This is a genomic window from Pseudomonas taiwanensis (genome assembly GCF_013393345.1).
Classification (GTDB): Bacteria; Pseudomonadota; Gammaproteobacteria; order Pseudomonadales; family Pseudomonadaceae; genus Metapseudomonas; species Metapseudomonas resinovorans_C.
The window spans coordinates 38843-62487 of sequence record NZ_QJRF01000064.1 but is presented as its reverse complement, the minus strand read 5'-3'; the positions used below and the strand labels follow the sequence as shown (position 1 = coordinate 62487).

The 23645-nt window shown below is 62.9% G+C and carries 20 protein-coding genes; all 20 read right to left on the bottom strand.

Annotated features, from left to right (window positions below):
* Positions 1-10 precede the first annotated feature (10 nt).
* Positions 11-343, bottom strand: coding sequence for a flagellar hook-basal body complex protein FliE (fliE, locus tag DM872_RS17245; RefSeq protein ID WP_077521893.1), 333 nt, complete (start codon positions 341-343; stop codon positions 11-13).
* A gap of 193 nt (positions 344-536) precedes the next feature.
* Complete coding sequence (locus DM872_RS17240; protein ID WP_179060620.1) at positions 537-1946, bottom strand: sigma-54-dependent transcriptional regulator; 1410 nt, start codon at positions 1944-1946, stop codon at positions 537-539.
* Between the two features lie 5 nt (positions 1947-1951).
* Positions 1952-3157: a sensor histidine kinase gene (locus tag DM872_RS17235; protein WP_179060619.1), complete on the bottom strand. Its 1206-nt coding sequence runs from the start codon at positions 3155-3157 to the stop codon at positions 1952-1954.
* A gap of 111 nt (positions 3158-3268) precedes the next feature.
* Positions 3269-4741 (bottom strand): sigma-54 dependent transcriptional regulator, encoded by a 1473-nt coding sequence (locus DM872_RS17230; protein WP_179060618.1) that lies wholly within the window; start codon positions 4739-4741, stop codon positions 3269-3271.
* A 219-nt stretch (positions 4742-4960) separates the two neighbouring features.
* Entirely contained in the window at positions 4961-5257 is a 297-nt protein-coding gene (locus tag DM872_RS17225; protein WP_179060617.1) for a flagellar protein FliT, read from the bottom strand.
* Positions 5258-5285: 28 nt separating this feature from the next.
* A complete protein-coding gene (gene fliS, locus DM872_RS17220) occupies positions 5286-5666 on the bottom strand; it encodes a flagellar export chaperone FliS (RefSeq protein WP_028626539.1) in 381 nt (126 codons plus the stop codon).
* Positions 5667-5750: 84 nt separating this feature from the next.
* A complete protein-coding gene (gene fliS, locus DM872_RS17215; protein ID WP_179060616.1) occupies positions 5751-6149 on the bottom strand; it encodes a flagellar export chaperone FliS in 399 nt (132 codons plus the stop codon).
* Between the two features lie 3 nt (positions 6150-6152).
* Positions 6153-7595, bottom strand: coding sequence for a flagellar filament capping protein FliD (gene fliD / locus DM872_RS17210; RefSeq protein WP_179060615.1), 1443 nt, complete (start codon positions 7593-7595; stop codon positions 6153-6155).
* Between the two features lie 96 nt (positions 7596-7691).
* On the bottom strand, positions 7692-8054 hold the full coding sequence (locus tag DM872_RS17205; protein ID WP_179060614.1) for a flagellar protein FlaG: 363 nt from the start codon (positions 8052-8054) through the stop codon (positions 7692-7694).
* 83 nt (positions 8055-8137) lie between these two features.
* Positions 8138-9331, bottom strand: coding sequence for a flagellin (locus tag DM872_RS17200; protein ID WP_179060613.1), 1194 nt, complete (start codon positions 9329-9331; stop codon positions 8138-8140).
* Positions 9332-9634: 303 nt separating this feature from the next.
* Positions 9635-13975: a glycosyltransferase gene (locus DM872_RS17195; RefSeq protein ID WP_179060612.1), complete on the bottom strand. Its 4341-nt coding sequence runs from the start codon at positions 13973-13975 to the stop codon at positions 9635-9637.
* A gap of 14 nt (positions 13976-13989) precedes the next feature.
* Positions 13990-15063, bottom strand: coding sequence for a CDP-glycerol glycerophosphotransferase family protein (locus DM872_RS17190; protein WP_179060611.1), 1074 nt, complete (start codon positions 15061-15063; stop codon positions 13990-13992).
* The gene (locus DM872_RS17185) at positions 15060-16004 is read right to left on the bottom strand and encodes a WxcM-like domain-containing protein (protein ID WP_179060610.1); all 945 of its coding nucleotides are present in this window, start codon (positions 16002-16004) and stop codon (positions 15060-15062) included. Before DM872_RS17185 ends, DM872_RS17190 begins: the two co-directional genes overlap by 4 nt.
* Complete coding sequence (locus DM872_RS17180) at positions 16005-17099, bottom strand: DegT/DnrJ/EryC1/StrS family aminotransferase (protein ID WP_179060609.1); 1095 nt, start codon at positions 17097-17099, stop codon at positions 16005-16007. It abuts the gene before it with no gap.
* Positions 17100-17148: 49 nt separating this feature from the next.
* Positions 17149-17895 carry a class I SAM-dependent methyltransferase gene (locus tag DM872_RS17175; RefSeq protein WP_179060608.1) on the bottom strand — a complete coding sequence of 249 codons (747 nt, stop codon included), beginning with the start codon at positions 17893-17895 and terminating at the stop codon, positions 17149-17151.
* Positions 17892-18425, bottom strand: a complete 534-nt coding sequence (locus tag DM872_RS17170) for an adenylyl-sulfate kinase (protein ID WP_179060607.1) — start codon at positions 18423-18425, stop codon at positions 17892-17894. The genes DM872_RS17175 and DM872_RS17170 overlap by 4 nt, the downstream gene beginning before the upstream one ends.
* Positions 18422-19171: a phosphocholine cytidylyltransferase family protein gene (locus DM872_RS17165; protein WP_179060606.1), complete on the bottom strand. Its 750-nt coding sequence runs from the start codon at positions 19169-19171 to the stop codon at positions 18422-18424. The genes DM872_RS17170 and DM872_RS17165 overlap by 4 nt, the downstream gene beginning before the upstream one ends.
* A 75-nt stretch (positions 19172-19246) precedes the next feature.
* Positions 19247-19843 (bottom strand): gamma-glutamyl-gamma-aminobutyrate hydrolase family protein, encoded by a 597-nt coding sequence (locus DM872_RS17160; protein ID WP_179060605.1) that lies wholly within the window; start codon positions 19841-19843, stop codon positions 19247-19249.
* Positions 19840-22167 carry a PEP-utilizing enzyme gene (locus tag DM872_RS17155; protein ID WP_179060604.1) on the bottom strand — a complete coding sequence of 776 codons (2328 nt, stop codon included), beginning with the start codon at positions 22165-22167 and terminating at the stop codon, positions 19840-19842. Before DM872_RS17155 ends, DM872_RS17160 begins: the two co-directional genes overlap by 4 nt.
* Before the next feature lie 217 nt (positions 22168-22384).
* Positions 22385-23635, bottom strand: coding sequence for a flagellar hook-associated protein FlgL (gene flgL / locus DM872_RS17150; protein WP_179060603.1), 1251 nt, complete (start codon positions 23633-23635; stop codon positions 22385-22387).
* Between the last annotated feature and the right edge of the window lie 10 nt (positions 23636-23645).

The following is a 23645-nucleotide window of genomic DNA, read 5'->3' as shown; positions in this document are numbered from 1 at the left end:
CAATCCGTCCTCAAACCGGCATCTGCATGATGTCTTGGTAGGCCTGGACCAGCTTGTTCCGCACCTGGGTCATGGCCTCGAAGGAAACGCTGGCTTTCTGCGAAGCGATCATGACGTCGGTGAGGTCGACGCCCTTCTGCCCGACCTCGAATGCGGTGGCCATGTCAGTGGAAACTTTCTGGGTTTCCGCAACCTTGTTGACCGCCTTGCCAAGCATGTCGGCGAAGCTCGGCACACTGGCCTCGGGGGCTGCCACAGGGGCAGGTTTGGCACGGGCCATTGCATCCATCTGCATGGCTCGCATTTCCAACATCAGGCGATTGAATTCAACACCCTGGCTCATCTCATTCCTCCAACTGCCGCGTTTTTTTGACGCTACGCGGTCCGATGAAGGGGTATCTGCAACAAGGGTGCCAAAAGCTCAGGGACGGGTATTGCGGGGAGGGAGAGAACTTGTAGGAGCGAGCTCTGCTCGCGAAAAATCGCGCGCGGGCTGTTCGCGAGCAGAGCTCGCTCCTACGTGAAGAGGGCCAGCTTCAGCTGGCGTAGAGGTACGCCTCGACATCCATTCCGGCGTCGCGCATCTGGGCCAGCTTGTAGCGCAATGTACGAGGGCTGATGCCAAGGCGCTCGGCGGCCTCCTTGCGACGGCCACGCTCGGAACGCAGGGTGTCGATGATCATCTGGAACTCGTGGCGGCGCAGGTCGTCACCCAGGGCGCTCGGCGCCTCGGCCGGCATTGCGGCTACCGGCAGCGCTACCACGGGCGCGGAGACCAGCGCGGGTGCCGACAGGGCCGGGGCGATGGCCATCCCGATGGGCGCGGTCAGGCATAGGTCGTGGGGCTGAATAGTCCCGCCCTGCTGCAGGATCAACGCGCGCTGCACGGCGTTGTCCAGCTCGCGCACGTTGCCCGGCCAGCCGTGGGCCAGCAGGGCTCCCTGGGCTTCGGCAGAGAAGCGCACGGCGGCGTGATTCATTTTTTTGACGTGCTTGGCGAGCAGGCGCTCGGCCAGCGGCAGGATGTCTGCCGGACGCTCCCGCAACGGGCGCCAGGCCAGCGGGAACACCGAAAGGCGGTAATAGAGGTCTTCACGGAAGCGCCCCGCCGCCACTTCGCCGGCGAGGTCACGGTTGGTGGTGGCCAGTACACGGATATCCAGGCTGATCGGCCGGCGAGCGCCAACCCTTTCCACTTCGCGCTCCTGCAACACCCGCAGTAGCTTGGCCTGCAGACCAAGGGGCATTTCGGAAATCTCGTCGAGCAGGATGGTGCCGCCGTCGGCCATCTCGAACTTGCCAGGCGCACTGGCGATGGCACCGGTGAAGGCACCCTTCTCATGACCGAACAGGGTGGCCTCGAGCATGTTGTCCGGAATCGCCGCGCAGTTGATGGCGATGAAGGGGCCGTTGGCGCGGGTCGACTGCTGGTGGATGTACTGCGCCAGCACTTCCTTGCCGGTGCCGGACTCGCCGGAGATGAGGACGGTCGAATCACTACGCGCCACGCGCGCGGCCAGCTCCAGCAATTGACGGCTGGCCGGCTCCAGGGCGACCGGACCATCATTGGCGACCTGACTCACACGACCCAGCGCATGGCGGGCCACAAGCTCCAGCAGGGTGTTGGGTTCGAACGGCTTCACCAGGTAATCGGCGGCGCCCTGACGCATCGCGTCCACTGCCCGCTCCACTGCGCCGAATGCCGTCATCAGCAACACCGGCAGCTGCGGGAAGCGCTGACGAACGATGGCCAGCAACTGGTGACCGTCCATGCCGGGCATGTTGACGTCGCTCACCATCAGGCCGAAGGACTCTTCACCCAGCGCGACCAGCGCGGTTTCGGCGCAGTCCACGGCGCGGAAGTCGTAGCCACCGATCAGCAGAGTGTCCGCCAGGGCCTCACGCAGGGCGCGGTCATCTTCGACCAGCAGAATTTTGGCAGTCATCGTCCTTACTCCTGTGTAACCGACTGCGCCGCGGGAATCAGCGGCAGGACCAGGGTGGCGCAGGTGCCGCGACCGGGGCGCGAGCGCAGTTGCAGCTCGCCCTGGTGGGCACGCGCCACCGCCTTGACCACAGCTAGGCCGAGGCCGGTGCCGGTGGTCTTGGTGGTGAAGAAGGGTTCTCCAAGGCGCGCCAGGGTCGTGGCGTCGATGCCTGGGCCGTTGTCACTGATGGACAGGCGGAGATCGCTGCCACGGCGATAGAGGTGGACCTTGAGACGCAGGTCGCGACCAGCCGCCTGGTTGGCGTTCTCGATCAGATTGAGCATCGCGCCTACGAGGGTGTCGCGATTGCACAGCAATTCGCCGCCGGTGAGGTCGCACTGCCAGCGCACTTCCTTGCCTTCCACATGGGATTCAGCCGAGGCGCGCAAGGCGGAAAACACGGCGGATGGCGTCAGTCGATCCGGCAATGGCAACTCGCCGCGTGCGAATACCAGCATGTCGCGAACCTGGTGCTCCAGCTCGTGCAGGCGTTCCTTGAGGCGCCCGGCGAAGCGTTGCTGCTGGTCCGTCGGCAAGACCTGCTGGGTCAGGTGGCTGGCATAGAGCAAGGCCGCGGAAAGGGGCGTGCGAATCTGGTGGGCCAGGGAGGCGACCATGCGCCCCAGGGCGGAAAGGCGCTCATGGCGGGACAGTTGGTCCTGCAGGCGACGGGTTTCCGTCAGGTCGGTGAGCAGGACCAACTGGCCAGGCTCGGCATTCAGGGAGCGAGTGGCGATGGAAACGCGGCGACCATCCTTGAGGGAGATTTCATGGCCATCGTCTTCACGGGGGGCGAAGTTGCGAGCGATCACTTCGCGCCAGAGCATTCCCACCAATGGCTGGCCAAGGAGGTTGCGAGCCACGGGGTTGGCCTCACGCACCACGCCCTGTCCATCGATCACGATGACGCCACCCGGCAGCAGGTCGAGCAGGCTCTGCAGGCGGTTCGCCAAGCGCTCCTTTTCCGCCAGCTCCTGCATGCGCTGGGCACTGACCAGGGCCAGTTGGCCCTTCAGCTCGGTGACGCGCGCCTCCAGCATGCTGTAGGACTCGCTGAGCTGGGTCGACATCTGGTTGAACAGTGCGAACGCTTGCTCAAGACCAGCGCGACTGGCCTGCTCGGCGGGGGCGTTTTCCGGATTCTGTGCGGGGGGTACTGCGTGGCTCATTGCTCGTCTCTCGCTCCATCGACCGTCAGCAGACGGTCGGTCGAGGGAGAGATAGCAATACTCGTGCCTAAAATTTAGCCCTTTAAAAACAAGGGCTTGGGAAAAGCGGAATTATTCTTCCGCCAATTCCTCGTCGCGGCGGCTCATGCCGTACTTGCGCATCTTCTCCACCAGGGTGGTGCGGCGGATACGCAGGCGCTCGGCGGCACGGGCCACTACGCCGGACGCATCGTCCAGCGCCTGCTGGATCAGCCCCTGCTCCAGGTTGCCGAGGTAGTCCTTGAGATCCAGGCCTTCCGGCGGCAGCAGCGCCGGCGAGGCGACGCCGGGCAGGCCGGCACCGATGGCCGAACGCTCTTCGATCTCCTCGCGCAGGCTGGCCTTGAGCTGCTCGTCCTCGTCATCCACATGGCGGAATTTCTTCGGCAGTTCGCTGACGCCGATGACGCCGTAGGGATGCATGATCGCCATGCGTTCGACCAGGTTGGCCAGCTCGCGGACGTTGCCCGGCCAGTCGTGGTTGCACAGGGACATGATGGCGGCGGAGTTGAAGCGAATCGAACCGCGCTTCTCGTGCTCCATGCGCGAGATGAGCTCGTTGATCAGCAGCGGAATGTCTTCCACCCGCTCACGCAGCGGCGCCATTTCGATGGGGAAGACGTTGAGACGGTAGTAGAGGTCTTCGCGGAAGCTGCCCGCCTCGATCATCTGCTCGAGATTCTTGTGGGTGGCGGCAATGATGCGCACATCGACGTTCTGGGTCTTGTTGCTGCCCACGCGCTCGAAGGTGCGTTCCTGCAGCACGCGCAGCAGCTTGACCTGCATCGGCAGCGGCATGTCGCCGATCTCGTCGAGGAACAGGGTGCCGCCGTTGGCCAGTTCGAAGCGCCCTGCCCGGCTGGTAATGGCGCCGGTGAAAGCGCCCTTCTCATGGCCGAACAGTTCGCTTTCCAGCAACTCCGCCGGAATAGCGCCGCAGTTGACCGGGACGAATGGCGCTTCGCGGCGCTTGGAATGGTAATGAAGATTGCGCGCGACCACTTCCTTGCCGGTGCCGGACTCACCAAGGATGAGCACGCTGGCGTCGGTATCGGCCACCTGCTGCATCATCTGCCGCACCTGCTGGATGGCACGGCTGGTGCCCACCAGGCTGCGGAACAGGTTGGGTTCGCGCTGGCGGCCACGCTCGCGGGCGTGGTCGTACATTTCGCGATAGACCTGGGCGCGATGCAGGGAGTCGAGCAGCTTGTTGTAGCTAGGCGGCATCTCCAGGTTGGTCAGCAAGCGGCGGCGGAGGTCTTCCGGCCAATCCGTCTGGATCTGGTCGCCGATCAGCAGGACCGGCAGGAACTCGTCCCACGCGAGCAATTGCTTGATCAGTTCGAGCGCCCCGCCCTTGGCACTCACCTCGCCGAGCATGACGCAAAGGACGTCGCGGCTGGAGTTCAGGGAACCGGTCACGTCGCGCCAGTCGTGGCTGGCACAGTCCAGGTACTCTTCCCCGAGGAAATTCAGGATCACCGCGAAGTCGCGGCGGCGATCGCTATTGTCGTCGATCAGCAGAATCTTGGTTTCACGCCACATTGTCTGGTTCTTGCTTTTATGGGCTGAACGCCGCGTTCCGCGACGTATGGACAGACGGTGCTTCCCGAAGGCGGGTTTGACCGGCAATTGGCCACTAGTAAAGTGAAAAACCCTTGCCGAGTCAATTTTATGGCGTGCTTTTTTTGGTCTAGCCGACGGAATGGCTAAGCGGTTGTCAGAGCAATATCGAACTAGTGGCAGATCGAAACTGTCGGGCCATCAGCCGAACAGCTTGTACACCTTGGCACCCTGCTGGGCCTGATTGATCTGCACGAGCTCCCCGGCAATGCGTCGCTGCTCGGCCTGGCAGATCTCGACCAGCTCGCGATAGAGCGAGAGCAGTTCCTGCAGACGCGCGCCGAGTACTTCGCCATCGTCCACGGCATCGACCATGGCGTCGTCGACCGCCTGGCGGCAGAGTTGGTCCAACTCACCGATGGCGGCCCAGTCCTGGCGAGCCAGAGCATCGCGCAAGGCGCTGCCGGTTGCTTCAAGACGCTGGACTGATGCATTCATTGGAATTCTCCTGCCACCCCGGACGGCATCACTGGGCGATGCCATCCCATCCGGTTTTCACGTTGCGCAGCAGCCCTGCCACTTCGTCCACCAGCGCAGCGTCGCTTTTCAGGTTCGCTTCCAGCAGGCGGGACACCATGTACTCGTAGAGTGCATCGAGGTTGGCCGCGATATCGCCGCCCTGCTCGAAGTTCAGGCCATCACGCAGGCCGCCAATGATAGCGATTGCCTTGCCGATCAGCTCGCCTTTTTGCGCGAGCTGACCACGCTCGATGGCACCGCGAGCCTGGGCCAGGCGGGTAAGGCCGCCTTCCATGAGCATCTGGATCAGCCGATGAGGGCTGGCATCCACGGCCTGGGCCTGGGTGTTCACGGACTGGTACTGCTTGAGGGCCGCCATCGCGTTCATGTTCGCTCTCGCTCGTGTGTCGGGCTGTGATACCCAAGGTATCGGCAGCACCCGCGAGAGCTTTAGCCCGCAGTTTTGCGGATATCAGGAAATTTCCGCAGCGACCGGTGTTTCCACTTCCGGACCGATGGAATCCCACGCCTGCTTGATCTCCAGCAGCAGAGCCTCGACCTCATCGATGGGACGCGGCGAATTGTCCAGGGCGACGCGGGACAGGCGACGGGTCATGTAGTCGTAGAGGGCATCAAGGTTCTCGGCGATCTCGCCGCCGAGCTGCTTGTCCAGGCTGGCCTGAAGCACGCCGATGATGCTGAGGGTGGAACCCACGGCCATGCCACGCACTTCCGGATTGCCGGTTTCCAGGCCATGCCGGGCGAGCGACAGGCGCTCCAGGGCACCATCGAGCAAGAGCTGCACCGCACGGTAGGGGGTGACTTCCTGGCTGGTCTTGACCTGCTTGTAGGTATCGATTGGATTGGCCATTGCTTAGCTCTGCTTGACTACACCGGGGAGGTTGGAAAGGGCTTGGCTCATCCGGTCGCTGGTCTGCTTCAGACTGGCGATCAGGGAGTCCATGGCGTTGTACTGGGCATACAGGCGCTTCTGGACCTGTTCGATTCGCTGGTTGAGCTTGGTGCGCTGGTCCGTAACCGAGTTGAGGGTGTCCTGCAGGCCGTCCTGGCGCTTGGCAAGGATGCCCCCGGTCTCTGTATAGACGTCGAGCTTCGCGTTCATCCGAGCTGTCAGGCCCTTCTCGCCGGTGAAGAATCCGGCGACGGCTTCGTACTGGGTGCTGAGGACCTTGTCGAGTTTTGAGTCTTCGATCTTCAGCGTACCGTCCTTCTGGGTGGTGATACCCAGGTCGGACAGCAAGGAGATGCCATCCTTCTGACCCGACGGATTCACCAGTTCGTTGCGCACGGTGGACACCACCGAGCGCACCGTGGCATCGCCCACGAGGGCGCCAGTCACGGGAGCCTTGTCCTCACCGACCGAGGTCACCGACGTCAGCGTCTTGGTCACCCCCATCAGCTTGTTATAGGCATCGACGAACTTCTTGATGTTGCCTTTCACGGTCGCAGTGTCCTGCTCGACCGTTACCTTGAACTTCTTGCCGGGCTCAGCACTGACCAGGTTGAGGGTGACCTCGGAAATCGCGTCGGACACTGTGTTGCTGGCGCTGCGCAGGCTCAAACCATCAATGGTGAATTCCGCATCCTGTGCCTGGGAGATGTAGCCACTGCTGGCGGCATTGTTGCCGTCCAGCGCGGTCAGGGCACCACTGGGGCTGGAAGTCGGATCGTTGTCGGCGAAATTTCCAATGCGGAAAGCTTCGAGGCCAGCCGAAGCCTGGACGTAGATGTCCTTGCCGGTACCGGTTGTGTTGGAGCTGAGCACCAGGCGCGACGTGCCATCTGCCGGGTTGCTGACGATGTTGGCGCTGACGCCCTTGTCTTTGAGCGCCTTGTTCAGGCTGTCGCGGATTTCGGAGAGGGTGGCTCCGGCGGCAACCTGCACATCGATGCCGCGATCATTCGGCCCCAGCTTGACGGTAAGCGTACCGGCTGCGGCAGCGGTTGCGTCCTTGGCGAAGGTGGCGGTGCCGACCTTGCTGGCGGTGGCGAGCTTCTCGACCGTGACCTGGTAGGTTCCCGAGCTTGCCTTGTTGGTGGCGGAGACGGTCGCCAAATCGACATTGCTGGATTTCGCCGAACGTTTGGAGAACAGGTCGCTGGAGTTAAGGTCCTTCAGCGCAGTCTGGAAATCGCTGATGGCGCTCTTGAGCTGGCCGACGGCGGAGAACTTCGAAGTGGCGGCCTTCTCCACCCGCGTCAGTTGAGACTCCTTGGGCGCTCTCTCAGCGTCCGTCAGTGCCTTAACAATGTCGTCGATGTTGATGTTCGAACCGAGTCCGGTTATGCCAGCCATTTTTCCGTTACCTCGCCAATCGTCTGACGCCTGCTCCAATATTCGATAAAGCAGTCAAGAAACGTGCCATGCAGCACGGCGGTACCAGCGTGCGAGTCAGGCTTCGGCCTTGAACAGCAGGCTGCGCATTTCCGACAGGCTTTCTGCCAGTTTGAGTGCATCTTCCGAAGGAATCTGGCGAATGACCTCACCCGACTCCGAATCGGTCACCTGCACCACGACCCGGCCACTGCTGTCGTCAACGTCGAAGTTCAGGTTGCGGCGAATGCTCTGGACGAACTCCTGGATGCTAGAGGCGGCGGCTTCGACCGGCTCGCGCTCTTCGGCCTCGGACTTTTGCCGTGCCTGCTCGGACACCTTTTCGGGGCTTTCCTTCTCCGCCGGGCCGCGAACCTGGGCATTGCCGGCTGGAGTGGCATTCACGCCCTTCCCCGTCAGGTTGACTATTCCGATATCCATTTTGTGCTCACCTCACAAATGGCAAGAAGGGGGGAAGCGCCAAGCACTTCCCCCCGCGTTTACCGCCTTGCCTCGTCCGGGCCTTAGCCCAGGAGGCTGAGGACCGCCTGCGGCAGCTGGTTGGCCTGGGCCAGGATCGAGGTACCTGCCTGTTGCAGGATCTGGTTCTTGGTCAGGTTAGCCGTTTCCGCTGCGAAGTCGGTGTCCTGGATACGACCGCGGGCGGCCGACACGTTCTCACCGATGTTCTGCAGGTTGGAGATGGTGTTCTCGAAGCGGTTCTGCACAGCACCGAGGCTGGCGCGCTGGGCGTCGATGGACTGGATAGCCTGGTCGATGATGATCACCGCTTCCTGAGAAGAGGAAACTTCGGTCAGGTCGATGTCCTTCACTTGGTTGCCAGTGGTCACTGCGGTCAGGTTCATGGCGGTACCACCGCTGGCAGCGGTCTCTGCAGCCGAAACACTGGCGCCCGAAGCGAAGCTCAGGGACTGGATGTTGCCGTCGGCGGTACCGGAAGCCAGGGCGGAAACCAGATCGATGCCACCGGCGTCGTTGACGAAGGCACCCACGCCGACGTTGGCGTCGTTGATCACGGTGGCCAGGGCCTGTACTTGCTCAGCTGCAGTGGCGCCGCTGGCGAAGGTGGCGCTGAAGCTACGCGCTTGGCCGCCAGCCATGGTGACGGAGATGGCAATGGCGCCGGAGGCGTTGGCGGCTGCGGTGGCAATGGAGCCAGAAGCAACGGCACCGGAGGTGTAGGTGGCCTCCAGGGACTCGGTGCTCATCTCGTCGATCTTGACGCTGATGGTTTCGTTGGCGGCGCTGCCCACCTGGAAGGTGGTGGTGCCGAAGGTGCCGTCGAGCAGCTTGCGACCACCGAAGGTGGTGGTGTTGGAGATACGATCCAGCTCTTTCTTCAGCTCGGTTACTTCGTCGTTCAGGGCCTTGCGTTCCTCGGTGCTGTTGGAACCGTTGGCCGACTGCAACGACAGGTCACGCATACGCTGCAGGATGCTGGTGGACTGCTGCAGAGCGCCTTCAGCGGTCTGCGCCATGGAGATGCCGTCGTTGGAGTTCTTCACCGCAACGCCGAGGCCGTTGATCTGGCTGCTCAGACGGTTGGCGATCTGCAGGCCGGCGGCGTCGTCCTTGGCGCTGTTGATGCGGGAACCGGTGGACAGACGCTGCAGGGAAGTGTCCAGCGCACGGGAGGAGGTGTTCAGGTTGCGCTGGGTATTGAGAGAAGCAATGTTCGTGTTGACGGTCAAAGCCATGGTGGTGTCCTCCGAGGACTGCGTGTTTGCCTGAGCTTGCGACCTTGGGCGGGCATCGCCCAGGCACCCATAAAGTTCGCATTCGTACTTCGTATCGGCGGTGTCGGAGGAAGCTTTAGGGGCATTCAGAAAATTTTCTTACCCGGGGCTTGCCAAACCAACGTCCGCCATCCATTCAGCTTTTCGACCGGCATCCCGAAAACTTGAGGGTGGGATGCTGACCGAACCGGCAGGATGCCCTGCCCCGCTCCGGAAACGACAAGGCCCCGCATATGCGGGGCCTTGTCAGCTTCGACTTCGGCGTCAGTGCGAACCGGACGTCCAGCCCTTGAGCCAAAGCTCGAGGTTGCCACCCTCCAACATCCAGTCCCGGCGAACCACGGCCTGAAGCTCGTCACCCATGCAGGCGGTGGCATCCAGGTCGGCCAGGTGCATGCGAATCGCCTCCACCCAGTCCTTGAAGCGGTTCTTCACACGGGTCACTGGCAGGTCACCCTGGTAGCAACGGATATCGCTGCAGATCACCGGGAAGCCGCAGGCACCGTACTCCAGCAGACGCAGATTGCTCTTGCACTCGTTGAACAGGTTCGGCTCCACCGGAGCCAGGGCCAGATCCAGATTCAAACGAGCCAGCGCCGCCGGGTATTGCTCGATGGGCAGACCGGGGTGGTACTCATGGATGTACGGGCGAATGGAATCGGGGCACATACCGAAGAAGACCCACTCCACCTCGCCCGCCAGTTCCTTGACAACGTCCTCGATCAACTCCAGATCGCCGGTGTGGCTCGAACCACCTGCCCAGCCGACCCTTGGCTTTGCGCCAACTCGGCGTAAGCCCTGGAGGCCCTGCCACCAGCTTGGCGGCAGACGGTTCTCGACGACGCGGATGTCGTCATGCATACCCGCGAACGCCTCGGCCAGAGGTTCGGTCGAAACCACGAAGCGATCGACGAAACTCAACCCACGCCGCAGGGACTTGAGAATGTCCTTTGGCATGTGCTGCCGGTGAGCGCTCTTCATCGGCAGATTGAGCAGGTAATCGTCCAGCTCGTAGACCTTGAAGGCACGGGAGAACGCCTTCATCCGCCGCATGGCTTCCAGACGCTCGTCACCGATCTGCCGCTGCAGGATTAGCGTGTCCGGGTCGTAGCGCTCCAGGTCGGTCACATGCATGAGTCCGACGGAGAGCGCGCCATCGACTATCCCGGCCTGCTGCAACGCGGTGAAGGGCTGGATGACACGGTAATGGCCGCAGCCATACAGGTCGGCCGGATGGGCCAGCACGGTGGGCAGCGGCTTCCAGGATGACAGCGGCCGCCAGGACAGCGCGGTGTCGGCCAACTTGAAACCACCGGGCTGCGCCAGGGAGAAGTTCGGGTTGTAGGCTGGGTCACGCGCCAGCACGGGCAGCCATTTCTCGTAAAGCGCGTCGCTCTCCTCTGCCGAAGCGATGCCAGGGGCCTCGCCGTCGAGCATCAGCTTCGCATGGGCAGCCCAGACGGTGAGGTAGCCCGCCTGCCTGGCCCGCAGGCAGAGGTCGGCGTCGAGATAGCGTTCCGGCACATCCTCGGCCAGTCCGCCCAGCGCCTCGTGGAGGTCGCGGGGGATCATCAGGCAGTCGAGACTCACCGCGCTGTAGTCCTGGTCGACTTGCAGCCGCTGCATATAGCCAGGGGCATCCAGAGCCTGGCCTACGAATGGCCGGCCCACTGGCCCCTCCAGGCCGAGAATCAGGCCGGCATGCCGGACCTTGCCATCCCGGCCCAGCAGCTTGCCGCCCACCACGCCCACTTCAGGACGCTGGGCATGGTTGAGCAACTCGTCCAGCCAGTCGCGGTCGATCACCGCAGTGTCCGGCGAGAGCATCAGCAGGTAATCCCCTCGAGCCTGGGACGCTGCAACATTGAGTGCAGCAGATGCGGCGGACTTCACGGCGCCGGGCCGGATCGTCCTCACCCTCTCCTCACCCAGCCCCTCGAGGGCATGCAGCCACTCGCGGACCTCAGGCGTGGTGTCATCACGCTCGATCAGCAATAGTTCGTAGCGAGCGTAACCAGTCGTTTCCAGCAGGCTTTCGACGCAGCGTTGCAGACGGGGCAGTTGATCGCCCGCGAGGATCAGCAACGAAACCAGGGGCTGCTGCGGATGCCCGTAGCGCACACGGTAACGCCCCGGCAGATCCGATTGGACGTCCGGGTGTTCGTAACCCCGCGCCCGCAGATGTTCGACGATCGCCCGCTTCTCGTCTTCCACGTCGACGACCTGCGGCGAGTCGGTGATCAGCAGGGGCTCAGCAACCTGTCCCAGCCCCGCCAGTCCGCCGAGGGTGATCAGACGCAGGACCAATTCGAACTCTGGAGCCTGCGAATACGCCGCGTCGAAGCCGCCGGCCTGAAGCAGTACATCGCGGCGGAACAGCCAGTTGCGTCCCATACCGGCTGGGAAACTCAAGAGGTAATCCAGGTTGAACGCGGGCAGGAAGGCCGCACCAAGGCTACCGTCCGGCTGGCGATACAGGCTGTCGCAATAAATCGCCCGGCACTCCGGCGCCGTGAGCAGCTCAAGGCTGGCAATCAGCAGGCCGTTGGCCGTCAGCTCGTCACCGGCGGTGATCAGCGCAAGCCAGTCGAAGGACGACTCGGCGACCAGGTTGTTGACGGCGCCGATCCAGCCTTCGGCCGTCACCTGGATCACAGGCCCCTTGAAATCAGGCGCCACGTCCGGCTCAACCGTCAGCAGTACGGGCTGGATGTTCTCGTACGAATTGTGCGGGCCTTTCAGGGTCGCAAGTGACGCCGCGACCCTGGCAGCATCGCCTGACAGGTCGAGCACCAGCACGCCGAACATCGGAGCGCCGCCCTGGTCCTGCAAGCGTTCCTCGACCAGCAGCTTCTGCGAGGGCGACAGCGAACGCCGCTGCAGCCATTCGGTCAGGTTCGCCGTACGGATCGTGCTCGTACCGGCAATGCCGAAGCGTCGCAGCACCTCGCGGCGCCCACGACGAACAGCGTCGCTGCCGAGGTCCGAGTGCCGCCGGTACAATTCCTGGTAAAGCCCGCCGAAGTTCTTCTGCTCACGGCCGAGCATGTGGTCGCTGCCCGTGTTAGGTGCATCCCTCAGGTGAACTTCAGCAGTCACCTGCGGGAGGTGGACGAAGGGATAGCGCGCAGCCAGGCGCAGCAACATGTCCCAGTCCTCGAACGCCGTCAGGCCGGTGTCGAACTCACCGACATCCGCGAGGAGCGCACGTGGGTGCGCCCAGGTGTTGACCGGAATGTAGTTCTGGATGAACAGCCGCTCTCGATCGAATACCTCATGGGCAAACGGATCGGTTCGGGAAAGCTCGACACGCTTGCCGTCCTCCAGGCGTTCGTTGATGTACTCCACGCCGGTGTACGCCACGCACTGCGGCTGGCGCTCGAAGGTTTGGGCCAGCAGCGCCAGGTGATCCGGCAGGTAGAGGTCATCGTCGTCGAGGTAGGTGACAAACCGCCCTTCCGCCACACGCAACGCCGTGTTCCGCGCAGCGGACAACCCCTCGTTGCGCCCCTTGTAGATATAGGTGATGGGCAGATCGAACTCGCTGAGGACCGACTCGACGGGGTCGCCGTGGTCGTTCACGAGGATGACTTCGAAATCGCGGAAGCGCTGTTCAGCCAGGCTGCGCAGGGCGAAGACCAACAACTGCGGACGGTTGTAAGTGGTCAGAACTACGGAGAAGAACGGGGCATCGGGGCGCATCTTGAGCGTGGCGCTGGGATGCAGCGCGGCACGAATAGCGTTCGCGCGCTCACGGTACTTCTCAGTGATTGCCTGCGGATAGGCATCGAGCCGCGACTGGTAGAGTCGCCAGATGCCATCCGGTTCTGCTGCCGCCCTGGAGCGAACGGCTTCATCGGCCAGATTGAGTTCCAGGATTCGCGTATGTTCGGCGAGCGGTTTCTCCGAGGCGTAGAAGCTTTGGGAAACCTGGCCGCCGTGGATGCGGTAGCCCACGGTGGCCTGACGCAGGAAAGCGAAGTCCGGGAATGACCGGGCGATGCGGCTCCACAGCTCCCAGTCACCAGCAACCATGTCCATGTAGTGAATATGGCCGTCCGGGAGGCGGATCCGATCAAAGATGCTACGCCGCAGCATGATGGCCGAAGGCGTGATGTAGTTGTCGTGACGGAGTAGGTCGAGCACTTCGTCCCGGCCGCCGAAGTAGGAATGCGGTGCATGGCCGGGATGGTCGGCGTAACGCAGCAGCTTGCCGTTCTCGTCGATCCAGTTGCACTGGGTATAGGCCAGCGGGACCTCGGGGTGCAGCTCCAGTGCCGAGAACAGCGATTCCAAATGGCCCGGGTAAATCAGGTCGTCCGAGCCCAGGACCACAACGTAGCGCCCGCTTCCGATCTCCAGGCAGCGGTTGTAGTTGCCCATCATGCCGAGGTTCTGCGGATTCACCTCGAAGCGGAAACGCGGATCCCCGCTGTAGCGCTCCAGGATCTTGACGCTGCCGTCGCTCGAGCAGTCATCCAGGACGATCAGCTCGAACGACACCCCGGTTTGCGCCAGCACCGATTCGACGGTCTCGCCGATGTAGGCGGCGTTGTTGTAGGACATCACCGCGACGGTGATATCCGGCTGGGAATGGTTGGACATGGTGTTTTCCACAGTCAGGCCCTCCGTCCATCAGTCGCGGGTAACCCGGCGACCAGGGTCTCGGCTATTTCGACAAAACGCGCTTCGCTTTCCCCGATGTTGAAAATCAGCCAATCGCGGAACTGGGCGATCTGCCCATGGAGGAAGCTGCAATGGCGTTGCGCGAGGCGCAAGCGGGGCACCAACTCGTCGATGCCGCGTACAACCAGACCGATGTTGGCGCGACGCTCGAACTGGATTCCGCGCTTGCCGCGCTCCTGCGCAGCGTCCGGTGCGAAGAACAGTGCCGGGCGGCCGAAGGTGAAGGCGTAGGTGAATCCGGTGCCGGAGATATCGGTCAGCATCAGGTTCGTCTGGGCGTATTGGTCGAAGTAGTTGCCCGAACGATCCACGGTAAAGCTGGGGTTGGAGCCGAAGCGTTTGACGATGCCTTCCACCACCGGTTTGTCCTGATCCCTCCAGGATTCCACGTGGGGCCGGAACACCACGCGAATACCGTCAGCCAGCATGGACTCGACAATCTGCTCACCATGATTGCGCAGCACCGAGTAGCCCTGGTTGATGTAGTAGGCGTGCGTGGGAGCAAACACCACGGTCAGCGCATCCTCGGGCGGAGCCAGGGACGACTCGGCAAGCTGCCGGCGCTGTCCGTCCAGCTTCGGATAACCCACTGGCAGGAGCTGCTTGCCCTGCCAGTTGCGGCGACGGCCAAGGGCCTCGAACTCTTCGACCTGATGGCGTCCTGCACAAGCAATGGCGTCGTAATGGTCGAACATCGACTCGTCGTACACCCCTTCCAGGCTGGTGAGGGATACGAGGAAATGCACACGTTTGGCCCTGGCCGGGAAGTGGCTGCTCTGACCTACATACGGAGACAGGTAGAGATCCGACTCCAGTTCACCGAGCTCCGCCAAGGACATATTGAAGGCGTACTCGACACCGGCGGCCCGTTCCAGTGGGAAGGACTCGGCCGGAAACGCATTCAGCCAGCGCACCCGCCAACCCCGTTCGGCCAGCAGGGCTGGAATGCGGCCAAGGTTGAGCACGTGGGACACGTGCAAGCAATAACAGATGACATCGCGACTCATGCAATTGCACTCCGCTCGGCCGTCAGCGAGATGAATTCTTCGTAGTCGCGGATGTAATCATCCGCGTCGTATTCGTGGGAAGCGAACACCAGCAAGACTGCGTCTTGGCTGTAGGCGTACTGGCTCGCCCAGGTCCATGCGGGCAAATAGAGCCCCTTGCGCTTGCTGTCGAGCACGTACTCCTCGCGGTTGACGCCATCGTCGGCCACCACTCGCACGCTGCCATGTACACAGATCAGGTACTGCTCACAGGTCTTATGGGCATGCTCGCCGCGCACATCCCGACTGGGCACGTCGAAGACCATGAAGTAGCGCTTCGGCACGAAGGGGATCTCGGCCGGGAAGTTGCCCACGGTCAACGCGCCGCGCATGTCCTGGAATACTGGGAACTCGTTCAGCACAACGCCCCTGACGGAAGAGCCCGCACCGGCTTCCGCCCGGCCGATGGATGGCGCCGCACTGCGTTGTTTGTCGTTGTTGGTGACGTAGCCCACGATGCACGCCGGATTGCCAACAACTATGGCGTGGGGCGGTACCGAGCGAGTGACCACCGCCCCCGCCCCCACCATGGCCGACTGGCCGATGGTGATGCCCGGCAGGATGGTGGCATTGGCGCCAATGGAGGCATTGCGTTCGATGCGCGTCTGCAGGAACTGCTCGGGGTATTGCTTGCTGCGGGGAAAGCGGTCGTTGGTGAAGGTCGCATTGGGGCCAATGAACACATCATCGGCAACATGCAGGCCGTCCCACAGCTGCACGCCACACTTGACCGTGACTCGATCACCGAGGACCACATCGTTCTCGATGAACACGTGGTCGCAGATATTGCATTCCGTCCCGATGCGGGCACCAGGCAGGACATGGGCGAAAGCCCAGACGCGGGTGTTCTCACCGATATCCTGGCTCTCGCAGAGGCCCTGAGGATGCACGTAGTAGTTCATTCAGGCCACCTGCTCCATTGCCAGTTCACACGCCTTGATCACCTGGTCGACTTCCTCGTCGAGCATTTCCGGGAAACACGGCAGGGTCAGCAATTGCTCGCTGGTCCGTTCAGTCACCGGCAGCGCCTGCGCCAAGGCATAGGCCGGCTGCTGGTGGTCGCCGATGGGGTAATGCACATCGGTGCCTATGCCCTGTTCCTTGAGCACCTGGCGGATTGCTTCGCGCTTCGCCATTCGGACGATAAACAGGTGCGCGACGCTTTCCTCGCCCGGCTCCGCCGGTAGTTGCCAGCCCAAGTGGGCGAGCCCTGCGCGATAACGCTGGACGATCTCGCGGCGCCGCGAGTTCCAGGCGTCGAGTCGCGGCAATTTCTCGCGCAGAACAGCGGCCTGAATTTCGTCGAGGCGACTATTGGCCCCTCCGCTTTCCTCGACACAGTACTTGGACGTCCAACCGTATTGGCGCAGCCTGGCCACGCGCTCCAGCAGGGCCTGGTCCTGGCCCACCACCATGCCGCCATCCCCCAGCGCCCCGAGGTTCTTGGTGGGATAGAAGCTGAAGGTCGCCAGGTCACCCCAGGAGCCGGCGCAACGACCTTGCAGGCGCGCACCGTGGGACTGGGCGCAATCCTCGATCAGCGCTACGCCGCGCCGCCGCGTCAGCTCACGTACCGTCTCGACATCCGCCATGCGACCGTAGAGGTGGGTGAGGATCACGGCGCGTGTGGAGGACGAGATAGCGGCCTCCAGTTGCGCGACGTCCATCTGCAGATGCACGGGCTCGATATCCACGAAGCGCGGCTCAGCCCCGACGGCCCGAATTGCAGTGCTGGCATACATGCCGGCATTCGCGACTGTAATGACCTGGTCACCCAGGCCAATACCGAGGGCCCGCAAGGCCAAGGTCAAGGCATCGGTGCCGTTACCGACACCCACGGCGCCGACAACGCCCAGATAGGAGGCGAATTCTTTCTCGAACGCCTGGTTCTCCGGACCCAGGATGTAATAGCCACGCCCCAGCACGCGATCGATAGCCGATCGCAGCTGAGCGTCCAGGGGCCCGTTATGTCGGGCCAGGTCATTGATCGGCAGCATCAGCGGGCTCCGTATATGCGCACGAACCACGGGGTCGCCTAGGCCTGCATCAGGCCAGTTGGGCAACCCAGATATTGGTCGAATAGGGAATGTCGATGCTGTCCGTACCAAGGCCTTTCAGGAAATCCTCGATGGACTGCACCACGGCGTGGAAGCCGCTGCCCGCTTGCCTCGCCAGCGTTGCGTGGGAGCGCCAGGCTTCGACACATTCCGCGACAGTCTGCTGATGCAGCACACCGGCGTCCAGATGCACCACGGGACCGAACAGCCCGGATGACTCGATGACCGCGGTCTGGTCTTCGCGGCGCGTACCGTAGCCGTAGCCGGACACCGCCCGCTTGATGATGCTCTCGATCTCTTCCTGGATCGGGTCGTCCAGACGGCGATGATTCCACATGCAGGCAAACGCGCCGTTGGGCTTGAGGATGCGCGCGGTCTCCTTGAGCGCCTGCTGCCGGTCGCACACGTTGAACGAGCTGCCGAAGGTCACCATGTCGAAGGCGCCAGTCTCCTGGCCGGTCTGTTCGCCAGTGCCCTCGAACCAGCGCACATTGGCGAGTCGTTCCGTACGCTTGATGCCGTTGGCGCGCATTGCGTCGTTGGGCTCGACAGCGGTGACGTCGAACTTGCGCGCGGCCAGCATCAGGGTGAGGTGCGCCACCCCTGCTCCGACGTCACAGACCTTGCCCGACTCGAGCCCCGCAATGGCGAGCATCGCGTCGATGGCGGCATCCGAGTAATCCGGGCGCTTGAGGTAGGCGTCGGCCAAGGAGGTGTAATCCCATTCAGTCTTCATGCAGGTAGCCCTTTGTTCAGTTGATTCAACAATGCAGTCGCCGTCGCCTCAGGTGCGAGGGACGGTTCGAATTCCACGACCCAATCGGCGGCCTGCGGCTCATCGATGGGCAAATCCAGGCCTGCTACGTGGCTGATCTCGCCGGTCGCGAAGCGTCGGTAGATACCCTTGGGGTCCCGCCGCTGGAGCTCCTCCAGGGGTACCCGCAGATACACCTCGAAGTAGCCCGGCAGGTTGGTCCGGTTCCATTCATGAACCTCCCGGAACAGCGAAATGGTGGCGATCACCACTGTCAGTCCCTGGCGAGCGATGACCTGGCACAGATGCGCGTACTGCATTGCCAGTGCAAGACGACCTTCCCGACCATGGTTGCCGGCCGAATTGGCCACCGCCCCGAAAACTTCCCGCAACTGGTCGCCATCCAGCATCACCACCGCATCGCCCTGGGCGCGCAGGCACTCGGTCACGGCCGTCGCGAGTGTTGATTTGCCGGCGCCGGAAAGCCCGGTGATCCAGACGACGCGGCTCACTGCCGTGCGCCCTCGGTGAGGTCCACGGCAGGAATGATGCGGTGATAGAGCGCCAGATCTCCCGGCTCATCCACCTCTCCCCAGGGACCGACCACCGGGCAAAGGTGAATCCGCCAACCGGCGGCCAAACCCTTGCGCAACAGACTCGTCATGTCGAGACGGTCGATCTCTGCCTCACTGTGGCCCTCGAGGAGTTCGGCCACCTTTCGCCACCCGCTGGGCGTGAACTTCAGCAAGCCCATGTACTGGCCATGGATCTCATCCACGCTGGCGCAACGTTCGCCGATGGTTTCCAACACATCGCCATTGAGGCGGAAGCTCTCGGCATCGGCCAGGGGGTCGGCGAAGCGTTGTGACCAGAGCTGCAACCACGCCGGGTCGTATGCGATCGCGAGGTCACCCTCGGTGTTCATCAGTGCGGAGACCGTGGCCGGGGTGTAGACGATATCGCTGTAGCTGACGATGCAATCCTCCTGCTGCAACCACTCCCGGGCCTGCAGCAGCGTGCGCACCATGTTGCTGCTCGACCAGGCCGCATTCTCGAAATAGTGCACCGGCTCCTCGAAGGCCTCGCGCAGGTAGCCGCGCACAATCGAGACCGAATCGATACCCGCGCCCCGAATGGCGTCCAGCTGCCAGTCGAGCAGGCGCCGGCCATGCAGGCGGGCGAAGCATTTGGGCTGCTCGGCGGTCAGTTCACGCATTCGGCTGCCGCGCCCGGCAGCCAGGATGATTGCAGCTGTCATGAAGTCTCCAGTCTTGAATCCGTCCCGCGCGGACATGCCCTGCAGTCCGTCGGTCCATGTCTCTTCTCACTCGGCTCAACCAAGGCTGCTCACCAGCAGTTGGCGATCCAGGGCATTGAACTCGGCCTCCCGCTCGGGGTGCCACATCACTCCGTGCAGCGGTAAATTCGCATGCCGCACAGCCTCCACCACGCCATCGGCGCTTCGCGCCCGCACCACGAACTGCTCGTTCACCTCCCGCGCGGCCCAGCTGTGAAAGCTGTTCACCTGATGCGGAGTGCCGTCCAGCAGGAGGTCGTGGCGGCTGGCCACGTGCCCTTCCACGCGTTCGAGGGGAACGCCGAAGCTGTCCAACAGCAGTTGCATGCCTCGACACAGGGCGAACAGGGGTCGTCCTGACGCCTGGGCCAGACGCAGCAACTCCCGCTCGGTAATGTCGCGCTCCGGGGCGTCTCCGCCCAGCGAAGCCAGGTCGTTGCCGCCCGACAGCACCACGCCATGGGGGCGCAACCGGTCCCAGTACAGCGCTACGCGTTCCGGCTGGTTCGGCACGGGTACCGCCAGGTAGCCACACTCGGCCAGCCACGCCACCAGGCGCTGGTCCACAGCATCGCGGCGCTCGCCACGGCTCGCGAGAATGTCGACCCGCTGACTCAGCAATACGGTCTTCAACGCAGTACCTCGACGCGCCGGTTGGCACAGTCGACCTTCAACACTTCGGCTGCGGCCCACTTGCGATAAAGCACCTCGCCGGCACCGATTACTGCGGGCAGGCCCAGTTCATTGGCACGAATCGCCATATGGGAATTGACCCCGCCATAAGCAGTGATGAACCCCGCGATCCGGTGTGAGAACAGCCAGTCGAAGCCTGGATCGGCGCTCGGAATGGCGACTATCGCGCCTTCCAGTTGATCGCGGCCCTCGTGGGATACCACTGCCCCGGTCACCTGGGCATGGGTGATGAAGTTGGGTTCGTTCTGCGGCAGGTGGAAGGCGAACGCATCCTCCGGCCGCGTGATCAGGGGCGGCAGTATCACCTGGCAGGTTTCGGCGAAACGACGGCGTCCTTCCCTGATGCTGGCTGCAATGGCATCTACGGGATCGGCGCTCGCTGCATGCAACTCCTTGATCACCTGAATGCTGGCGAAGGACATGTCCTCGGCGCTGAAGCCAAGGCTGTGGCCGTATTCGCGGAAGAGGGACAGCGCATCGGAAAGGTTGCGGGTGAAGACGAACTTTGCGTACTCGCGCAGCTCGATGCCGGCCTGGAGGAAATCGAACAAGCCCACCACATCGTGAGCCAGGCCGTGCTCGGCAAGCAGCTTGCTGATCTGGCGCATTTGCTCCAGGGACAATGCGAAACGCGCGCCTCGCTTGGCCTCGCCGGACAGTGGGCGTGTCCAGTCGAAATACAGGTCCGGCGTCTCGTCGTAGCGAGGCGAGAGGATGTCATAGGTGCCCGGACGCAGGTGCCCATAACGGGCCAGGAAGGTGGTCTTGTCCAGCTGGGCCAGGTCCTGGGTCATCTGGCCACTGACAGTATTCAGGCCGTTGAGGAACGCATCGTATTCCTCGCTGTTCAGCACCCCTACTTCCACCAGGGAGCGCAGCAATTGCACGGCTATGAAACCGGCGCGAGCCAGGCCCGCGAACGGCAGGGTGCCGTAGCGACTGCAATCCTCCAGCAACCAGTAGATGCGGGTGACGGGGTCGGTATCGGCGCCAAGGATCTCCTCGCGTCGTGCCAGAAGGGTGTCCAGTTTTTCCTGGTCCGCCCGCCAAAGACCGGTCTCGTTGTGGACGATCCTGTTAGTCAGATTCCTCAGGCTGTCGGCCAGACGCTCGCATTCGGTTTCGCTGAAGCCGGCGTCCCGCAGCTTGGCGAGGCGCTTGGGCAGGTCCAGCGTGTAGCAGGAGAAGACGATTTCGAACTCCACCTTGTCATGCAGGTTCGGCGCTTCCAGCAGCCGTTCGATGTAGTAGTTGACCAGCTTGTCAGCCAGCGGACCATCGATATCGCGCGGCACGAAGGAGTTGAAGCTGACGCGTACATCGATATACGGCAGACCATGGAAATGCAGCATCAGCGGGAAACTGCGCAGGTTGCGGTAGCCGTAGTTGTTGCGCTGGTAGGCCCAGATCATGTCGGTCACCAGTTCTCGGTACAGCGACAGCGCCAGCGGTCTGGGACGTACACCGATAATCTCAGCCGGGTTCCAGTCCGGCATCACGCCATACACGGTGCGTTCACCATGGAGGAACGGCTGCGGACGAATACCCTGGGCGATACGGTCGTGAATCAACCGGACGATGCGCCCATGGGTTTCGGGATCGGCGGGCTCCGCACGCATGATCAGCGGCCGCACTTGCAGCAGGTAGAGTTCACCGCCCTCCTCCTGCGCGAATTCGATGTCGATCGCCGGCGTCTGGAACAGCGTCTGCAGCTCCCGCAGCAACTGGATCACCTTCCCCAGCGGTTCCGAAACCACAGGCGCAGTGTGATGGGCATAGAAGGTCTGGACCTCATTGGAGCGTCCGGAGGTCACACTTTCAGTACTACCACTGGCGTCATCGTAATTGAGGACGAAATAGGGCGCGCCGCTGGTCGGGTCCAGGCCGAAGCCGACGCCGGACAGCGCGACATCCACCAACATCGGTTGGACGAACACTTCGTCCGAGGGGAGCGCCGATGCGCCGCCCATGGACTCGATCACCGCATTGATGGCGGACTCGAGGCCTACCGAGCTGACGTTAAGCTGCGAATCGTACTGGCCGGCGGCGGACGCAAACTCGCCATCTTCCTGACTGCTGCTGCTCCGGGTGGCCATGAGCGGCCAGCCTTGGGCCAAGGCTCGCTTCAGGCAACTTGCGGAGTCCGAGCGCCAATCCCCCACGAGGATGCGCACCTGGGGTAGCAGGGTGGCGGAATGCAGCCGCCCCTTCAACGCTTCCAGGGTTCCCGCCTTGCTTGAGAATCCGAGTGCCTCAGCCTTCATGCTTCGCATCCGTCAAAAAACCATCCGCCCCATGCTGGAAAATGTCGTCCAGGGGTCTTGTTCGCCAGGCGCACTGGTACGCCACAACAGATTTCTGGCGTCGAGACGCCCATCGGTAACGACGAAGCAAAATGTCAGCCAACATCGGCTGAGAACAGAAAAGCCCCGGAGTACGGGGCTTTAGCGCAAGAGGAAATGGATAGGGGGTGCGCCCACCCTATCCCAGCTTGTTGAACAGACTCAGCCCCGCAATCTTCACGTAGCTCTGCTGTGAGGCCTCGAGAATGATCGACTGGAACGACAGCCGCGACAGCGCCTCGGCGTAGTCCAGTTCCCGCAGGTCGGCCTGGATGGACTGGTTCACCAGGGTCACGTCTTCGTTGTCGGTGAGGGTGGATTCGACCACGTTCAGGCGAGCGCCGATGTCGCCACGCACTGAGTCGACCACGGTCATGCCGTTGTCGAGGTTGGTCAGGGCTTCGGCGACGGAGTCGCGGACGAGGTTGTTGCCGGCTGGCGTGTTGGGAGCGTTCTCAAGCGCCATGCGCAGGTTCGCGATGGTGTCGAGGATGCCCTGCTTCTGCTGATTCGGCTGGGCGGTCACCTCGACGGTCTCGCCGCCTACGGGAACGCCGTCGAATTTGATGCTGACGCCACGGAACACCACCTGGTCGTCGGTTTTGTCATCGGTGTCGATGGCGCCGCTCCCGAGTACCGGTGTGGTCGTCCCCACAGCGAAAATTTCGTAGCTGTTGGGGTCGGGGTTGCCGAAGACGATCTGTACACCGGCATCGGGGAAAGGAGGGTTGCCGGTGAAGGCCACTTCGTCCTGCACCAACGGCGCCGAGGGGCTCAGCGTGGAGCCAGCGGGGCTGTTGGTCACGGCGCTGTCCAGCCGCCCGGCATTGATGACGTTCTCGAAAATGCGCTTGCCGTTGTCGCTGATGGGAACCTGCAGCGAGCTGGCGATCTGCAGCTTGCGTTGGCCTTCGTCGCCCTCGTAGCTGTAGCTGCCGTCAGCGTTGCGCACGAAGGGCTGGGTCTTGCCCTGGAAGCCGGAGAACAGGTACTCGCCCCGCGCGTTGCGGGTGTTCATCAGGCTCAGCAACTCGTCCTCGCGCTCCTTGAGTTCGGCCGCGATGGCCTTGCGGTCCTCGGTGCTGAGGGCGCCATTACCGGCCTCGCCCGCCAGTTCGCGCACGCGCTGGAGCACGGTGTTGACCGAGTTCAGTGTCACTTCTTCCTGGGTCAGGCTGTTCTTGGCTGCGGTCAGGTTGGAGGCGTACTGATCGAGTACGCCTTGTTGCTGATCGAGCTGCAGGAGTCGCACCGAGGCCACCGGATCGTCCGCCGGCGTGAGGATGCGGTTGCCGGTGCTGATCTGTTCCTGGGTGCGGGTGACGTTCGCGTAGTTCCGCTGCAGGCCCGACACGCCATTGTTGTATTGCTGGATCGTGGAAATGCGCATGGCGGGCTCC

What these genes read in the sequence shown, in the direction of transcription:
- fliE (WP_077521893.1), bottom strand. Translation starts at nt 343, where the DNA reads ATGAGCCAGGGTGTTGAATTCAATCGCCTGATGTTGGAAATGCGAGCC.
- DM872_RS17240 (WP_179060620.1), bottom strand. Translation starts at nt 1,946, where the DNA reads ATGACTGCCAAAATTCTGCTGGTCGAAGATGACCGCGCCCTGCGTGAG.
- DM872_RS17235 (WP_179060619.1), bottom strand. Translation starts at nt 3,157, where the DNA reads ATGAGCCACGCAGTACCCCCCGCACAGAATCCGGAAAACGCCCCCGCC.
- DM872_RS17230 (WP_179060618.1), bottom strand. Translation starts at nt 4,741, where the DNA reads ATGTGGCGTGAAACCAAGATTCTGCTGATCGACGACAATAGCGATCGC.
- DM872_RS17225 (WP_179060617.1), bottom strand. Translation starts at nt 5,257, where the DNA reads ATGAATGCATCAGTCCAGCGTCTTGAAGCAACCGGCAGCGCCTTGCGC.
- fliS (WP_028626539.1), bottom strand. Translation starts at nt 5,666, where the DNA reads ATGAACGCGATGGCGGCCCTCAAGCAGTACCAGTCCGTGAACACCCAG.
- fliS (WP_179060616.1), bottom strand. Translation starts at nt 6,149, where the DNA reads ATGGCCAATCCAATCGATACCTACAAGCAGGTCAAGACCAGCCAGGAA.
- fliD (WP_179060615.1), bottom strand. Translation starts at nt 7,595, where the DNA reads ATGGCTGGCATAACCGGACTCGGTTCGAACATCAACATCGACGACATT.
- DM872_RS17205 (WP_179060614.1), bottom strand. Translation starts at nt 8,054, where the DNA reads ATGGATATCGGAATAGTCAACCTGACGGGGAAGGGCGTGAATGCCACT.
- DM872_RS17200 (WP_179060613.1), bottom strand. Translation starts at nt 9,331, where the DNA reads ATGGCTTTGACCGTCAACACGAACATTGCTTCTCTCAATACCCAGCGC.
- DM872_RS17195 (WP_179060612.1), bottom strand. Translation starts at nt 13,975, where the DNA reads ATGTCCAACCATTCCCAGCCGGATATCACCGTCGCGGTGATGTCCTAC.
- DM872_RS17190 (WP_179060611.1), bottom strand. Translation starts at nt 15,063, where the DNA reads ATGAGTCGCGATGTCATCTGTTATTGCTTGCACGTGTCCCACGTGCTC.
- DM872_RS17185 (WP_179060610.1), bottom strand. Translation starts at nt 16,004, where the DNA reads ATGAACTACTACGTGCATCCTCAGGGCCTCTGCGAGAGCCAGGATATC.
- DM872_RS17180 (WP_179060609.1), bottom strand. Translation starts at nt 17,099, where the DNA reads ATGCTGCCGATCAATGACCTGGCCCGACATAACGGGCCCCTGGACGCT.
- DM872_RS17175 (WP_179060608.1), bottom strand. Translation starts at nt 17,895, where the DNA reads ATGAAGACTGAATGGGATTACACCTCCTTGGCCGACGCCTACCTCAAG.
- DM872_RS17165 (WP_179060606.1), bottom strand. Translation starts at nt 19,171, where the DNA reads ATGACAGCTGCAATCATCCTGGCTGCCGGGCGCGGCAGCCGAATGCGT.
- DM872_RS17155 (WP_179060604.1), bottom strand. Translation starts at nt 22,167, where the DNA reads ATGAAGGCTGAGGCACTCGGATTCTCAAGCAAGGCGGGAACCCTGGAA.
- flgL (WP_179060603.1), bottom strand. Translation starts at nt 23,635, where the DNA reads ATGCGCATTTCCACGATCCAGCAATACAACAATGGCGTGTCGGGCCTG.